Raw genomic sequence first — 3,181 nt, forward strand, 5'->3', positions numbered from 1 at the left:
GGTGAATGCTGCAGCCATAATCGTCCAGCACCCCGGCGCGACCCAGGAACCACGCGCCGTTCCACAGGCCGCCCAAGGCCATGCCGTGAGCGGCACTGTCATCTAGCAGGCGGTCGAGTTGCGGGTACTTCAACGGTGTGCGCAAGCCGCCGCAGACAACCAGCAGGTCAAGTTCCTTCAACGCCTCGGCAGACAGCTCGGTGGCCACCAGCTCCAGCCCCAGGTCGCTGAGTACCCGGTCGCCGTCCAGCGACAGCGCGGTGAACTGGAAGCTGTCGGCACGCAGCAGGTTGGCTGTGACCAGCACGTCCATGGCCACGGTGAAGCTGGCCATCGAGAAGTGTTCGAGCAGGATGAAATCGACCCGATAGGGGGCCTGGGCATTGGCGCTGCTGGTTTTCAGCCGCAGCATGTTGCTGGTACTGGTCTTCTTGCTGAACTGGCGTGGCGTGGGCACTCTGGACTCCGCTTCCTGGCTGGCCTGGAGAGTGTGGGGGCTGGCCGGGGGAAAGACAACTTTCCGGGTGGTTGTGACGTATTGCAGGTCGTGTTCAGGCAAGCGGCCTGGTGTGGCAACCAGCGCCCACATGAACTGCACAAAGCCAGCGTCTGGTGCTTTACTTGAAGAAGCTGGCTTGCCGGCGTGGAGCCTCAAGGCAGGCAAATCCGTCTGAACCCTTGGCGCTCGCTGCCACCTAAGCCAGTACATGCCAATGGGAGGATGCTCATGGAAATCGGAACAATCTGGTTCCTCGTTGCAATCGCGGTGATCCTGCTTGAAGTATGGGCCATCTGGCACATCATCGGCAGTGAGCGGCGCGCCGAGCGCAAGATGCTGTGGATCGTGTTCGTGGTTTACGCACCTGTCATCGGTCTGCTGGTTTGGGCCTTGCGCGGGCCGCGGGCGGTGAAGGGCAGGGTAGTGCTGGAAGAGAAGTGAGCATCGTCGGCATCAGGCGCAGGGGCGCCCGATGCCGCGCCGCAAGCTAGACGATGTTGAAGCGGATCGCCGGGCCCAGGCCGTCGACCATCAGGCAGCCGTAGAATTTTACGCTCGACAGTACTCGCAGCTGTTTGAGTTCTGCATGAATGCGCTCGCGGATAACCCGCTCCGCTTCAAGGGCTTTGTCCGCCTTGGAAAGGCTGGCGAGCTGTACCCAGCCCAGCAGTGTGGTCTCGATATGCTCCACGGTGTCCAGGCCAATGTTTTCCCGCAGGCGCTGGCGTGCCTGCGCGGCATTGTATTCATCTTCATCCGGGTCGCGCGGCTTGATGGTGTAGGCGAGTTGAAAGTCATGTTTGCTCATGGGGTTTCCTTGTTGCATGCAGGCCTCCGTGCCGGGATGGGCAATCTAGCGCCTGTCAACGACGGCGCAAACACACGCGTGGTTTACGGAAGCTGCCACGTTGTGCGAAACGTCCTACATCACGAGGCTTGCCTGGCGAGCGTCCCCGCCTTTCCGGGCTTGACCTCGAGTTAACTTAAGGTCCGATACTCCGCCACTCTTTCAACTGAACGAGGGCTTGTCGTGACCCCATCAAGTGCATTCCAGCTAAGCAACCCAGAAGGCCTCTACGACCCCAGTAGCAACGCGTATTCCCACGTTGCCGAGGTGCGTGCCGGCAGCCGCCTGCTGTTTATCGCCGGCCAGGGCGGGGAGGACCGCGACGGCGCGTTGTCGCCCGTGTTCGCCGAACAGGCGCGCCAGGCGCTGGCCAACCTTGAGCTGGCCCTGGTTTCGAAAGGCGCCGGCTTGGCCCAGGTCGTCAAGTTGACACTGCTGGTGGTCGAGCATTCGCAAGCACGGCTGCGCGAATGGGTGGCCGCGGCCGACGAGGCCTGGGGGCCGAACATGAAGCCGACTTGCACACTCATACCGGTGCCCCGGCTGGCGCTGGACGGCATGCTGGTGGAGATCGACGCTGTGGCAGCGGGCTAGGACTTTGGGGCGTTGCATCAGGGCTTACAGGTGCTTGCACAGCATTTTCAGCGCCTGTAAGCCCTGATGCTATCCGGGTGCCTGACCATCGGGCCCGCCGGCCAACCAAGCGCCAAAACCCCATCTGTTGTATATCGACGCAGGTCCTGCCAGCATCCCCGCTACAACAACAGTTCCCCCTCAGAGGTGACCCCACCATGAGCACCGGCACCACCACGCTTACCAACCGCAAGGCCCGTTCCTGGCTCTGGCCTGCATTGTTCAGCCTGGTGGCCTTCGCCGCCAATTCGGTGTTCTGCCGGCTGGCGCTGAAGGACGGGGCCATCGACCCGGCATCGTTCACGGTGGTACGCCTGGCCAGTGGTGCGTTGTTCCTGCTGTTGTTGCTCCGCCTGCGTCGGCCGGTGCTCGCCATGGGCGGCAGCTGGCGGGGCGGTCTGGCTCTGTTCCTGTACGCGTTCCTGTTTTCTGCCGCGTACCTGCAACTGGGCGCAGGTGCAGGTGCCTTGCTGCTGTTCGGCGCCGTGCAGATCACCATGTTCGGGTTCGCCTGGTACAAGGGCGAACACATCACCGTGCGCATGTTGCTGGGGATGCTGATCGCCTTTGCCGGCCTGCTGGTGCTGCTGCTGCCCGGGGCCGAGGCGCCACCCTTGCCCAGTGCCTTGCTCATGGCTTTGTCCGGCGTCGCCTGGGGGGTGTACACGCTGCTGGGCAAAGGCTCGCCCAGGCCATTGGCCGACACTGCCGGCAACTTCATGCGTAGTTTGCCCTGGCTGGTGCTGTTGACACCGATGCTGCTGCTGAGCGCAGGCCCACACCTCACCACGCCGGGTTGGTTGTATGCCCTGGGCTCCGGCGTGCTGGCATCTGGCGCGGGTTATGCGGTGTGGTATGGCGTGGTCAGGCAGGTCACTGCGCAACAGGCAGCGACCATGCAGCTGAGCGTGCCGGTCATTGCCGCACTGGGTGGGGTTGTGCTGATTGGTGAACCGCTGTCGGTGCGCCTGCTGGTGGCCTGCGTTGTGGTGCTGGGGGGTATCGCCCTGGCACTGGCGCCGCGCCGTTAAAAGAAACTGCGCTGCGCCTTGAGCGTGACCACGCTGTCGCAATAGGTGTTGATGCCCGAGTATGCGTCACACCCGTCGCCACTGAGGTTGGAGTTGCTGTAGATGAGGTTGAGGTCGATGCCAAGCCAAGGCCGCGACAGCTCCAGCGACCAGTCGGAGAACCCACTGACC

Annotated in this window: 5 protein-coding genes and 1 pseudogene; 3 read left to right on the forward strand and 3 right to left on the reverse strand. The window is 63.0% G+C overall.

The features are described 5' to 3' along the window. Window positions 1-457 (reverse strand): annotated as a pseudogene (locus HP546_RS28130) (GlxA family transcriptional regulator); the annotation flags it as partial. 270 nt (window positions 458-727) lie between these two features. Here HP546_RS28130 and HP546_RS28135 point away from each other — a divergent pair. Then, a complete protein-coding gene (locus HP546_RS28135; protein ID WP_172232460.1) occupies window positions 728-940 on the forward strand; it encodes a PLD nuclease N-terminal domain-containing protein in 213 nt (70 codons plus the stop codon). Between the two features lie 46 nt (window positions 941-986). Here the strand turns inward: HP546_RS28135 and HP546_RS28140 are convergent, their stop codons facing one another. Beyond that, the gene (locus HP546_RS28140) at window positions 987-1,307 is read right to left on the reverse strand and encodes a hypothetical protein (protein ID WP_172232463.1); all 321 of its coding nucleotides are present in this window, start codon (window positions 1,305-1,307) and stop codon (window positions 987-989) included. Window positions 1,308-1,529: 222 nt separating this feature from the next. Here HP546_RS28140 and HP546_RS28145 point away from each other — a divergent pair, with 222 nt between their 5' ends. Both HP546_RS28145 and HP546_RS28150 read left to right on the forward strand, forming a co-directional pair. Further along, the gene (locus HP546_RS28145) at window positions 1,530-1,940 is read left to right on the forward strand and encodes a RidA family protein (RefSeq protein WP_172232466.1); all 411 of its coding nucleotides are present in this window, start codon (window positions 1,530-1,532) and stop codon (window positions 1,938-1,940) included. Between the two features lie 197 nt (window positions 1,941-2,137). Continuing rightward, a complete protein-coding gene (locus HP546_RS28150; RefSeq protein ID WP_172232469.1) occupies window positions 2,138-3,010 on the forward strand; it encodes a DMT family transporter in 873 nt (290 codons plus the stop codon). On the opposite strand, the gene HP546_RS28155 is transcribed toward HP546_RS28150, so the two are convergent. Further along, on the reverse strand, window positions 3,007-3,181 hold a 175-nt coding region (locus HP546_RS28155; RefSeq protein WP_218584644.1), incomplete at its 5' end, for a TorF family putative porin. The two genes, HP546_RS28150 and HP546_RS28155, sit on opposite strands and share 4 nt — an antisense overlap.

This window comes from Pseudomonas sp. CM25 (assembly GCF_013179705.1).
Classification (GTDB): domain Bacteria; phylum Pseudomonadota; class Gammaproteobacteria; order Pseudomonadales; family Pseudomonadaceae; genus Aquipseudomonas.

Excerpts from the sequence above, each read along its gene's own strand:
- HP546_RS28140 (WP_172232463.1), bottom strand. The coding sequence starts at position 1,307 with ATGAGCAAACATGACTTTCAACTCGCCTACACCATCAAGCCGCGCGAC.
- HP546_RS28135 (WP_172232460.1), top strand. The coding sequence starts at position 728 with ATGGAAATCGGAACAATCTGGTTCCTCGTTGCAATCGCGGTGATCCTG.
- HP546_RS28150 (WP_172232469.1), top strand. The coding sequence starts at position 2,138 with ATGAGCACCGGCACCACCACGCTTACCAACCGCAAGGCCCGTTCCTGG.